Annotated in this window: 1 protein-coding gene; it reads left to right on the forward strand. The window is 58.3% G+C overall.

Annotated elements, in window-relative coordinates; genetic code table 11:
- Nucleotides 1-129 precede the first annotated feature (129 nt).
- Nucleotides 130-1,634: IS66 family transposase (gene tnpC, locus J5224_RS27060; RefSeq protein WP_264628240.1), on the forward strand; the 1,505-nt coding region annotated here is incomplete at its 3' end.

Raw genomic sequence — 1,634 nt, forward strand, 5'->3', positions numbered from 1 at the left:
CGGCAAAGTGTTCCTGACGCCAGCGCAACTGGCGATGCTGATGGAGGGTATCGACTGGCGACAGCCAAAGCGACTGGTTAACTCTCTGTCTATGTTATAAAAATACCTGTCCCGTTAGCATAACGGGCTATGAGCATAATCCCTTCTGATGACATCCTTCTGCTGAAACAGCGCCTGACCCAGCAGGAAGCGCTGATACAGGCCCTGCAGGAAAAACTAAACGAGCGCGAACGCGAGATTGAGCGGCTACAGGCAGAGCTGGACAAGCTGCGCCGCATGAACTTTGGCAGCCGCTCAGAAAAACTATCCCGCCGTATCGCACAGATGGAAGCCAGACTCACCGCGCTTCAACAGGAAAGCGATGTTCTCACTGGCCGGGTGGATGACCCGGCAGTGCCACGCCCGCTGCGCCAGACCCGCACTCGTAAACCGTTCCCTGAATCACTGCCCCGGGATGAAAAACGCTTGTTGCCAGTAGAAACGTGCTGCCCGGACTGCGGCGGCACGCTGTCCTGGCTCGGCGAAGATGCTGCAGAGCAACTGGAACTGATGCGCAGTGCCTTCCGGGTCATCCGCACCGTGCGGGAGAAACATGCCTGCCGACGGTGCGACCGAATCGTTCAGGCACCGGCACCTTCACGCCCCATCGAACGCGGTATTGCCGGGCCGGGGCTACTTGCCAGGGTGCTGACATCCAAATATGCAGAACATACGCCGCTATATCGTCAGTCTGAAATCTACGCCCGTCAGGGTGTGACACTAAGCCGTTCCGTGCTGTCGGGTTGGGTGGATGCCTGTTGCCGGTTGCTGTCACCGCTGGAAGAGGCTCTGCAACACTATGTACTGACCGATGGCAAGCTTCACGCCGACGACACCCCGGTGCCGGTGCTACTGCCGGGGAATAAAAAGACGAAAACGGGGCGACTGTGGACTTACGTTCGCGATGATCGTAACGCGGGCTCACCTCAGCCGCCTGCAGTCTGGTTCGCCTACAGCCCGGACCGAAAAGGTATCCATCCACAAACCCATCTTGCTGACTTCAGTGGTGTCCTGCAGGCGGACGCCTATGCCGGGTTCAACGAGCTGTACCGTCCGGGTCGAGAAGCAGGTGAAATAAAGGAAACGGCCTGCTGGGCACATGCGCGGCGTAAAATCCATGACGTGCACATCCGAACGCCCTCGGCAACCAGCGAGGAAGCGCTGAAGTGCATCGGGCAACTGTATGCTGTCGAAGCCGAGTTACGCGGGTTACCGGCAGAGCAGCGCCTGAGCCAACGCCAACTGAGAGCGAAACCTCTCCTGAAGTCGCTGGAAGGTTGGTTGCGAGAAAAGGTGAAAACGCTGTCGCGCCACTCAGAACTGGCAAAAGCGTTCACTTATGCCCTGAACCAGTGGTTAGCCCTGACGTACTATGCAGAAGATGGCTGGGCGGAAGTGGATAACAACATCGCGGAAAATGCGCTGCGGCTGGTGAGTCTGGGGCGAAAAAACTGGCTGTTCTTCGGCTCTGATCACGGAGGTGAGCGGGGAGCGCTGTTGTACGGACTGATAGGCACCTGTCGGCTGAACAGCATAGATCCGGAGCGCTACCTGCAGCACGTACTGAATGTCATCGCCGACTGGCCAGTGAGCCG

This window comes from Candidatus Symbiopectobacterium sp. NZEC135 (assembly GCF_025962695.1).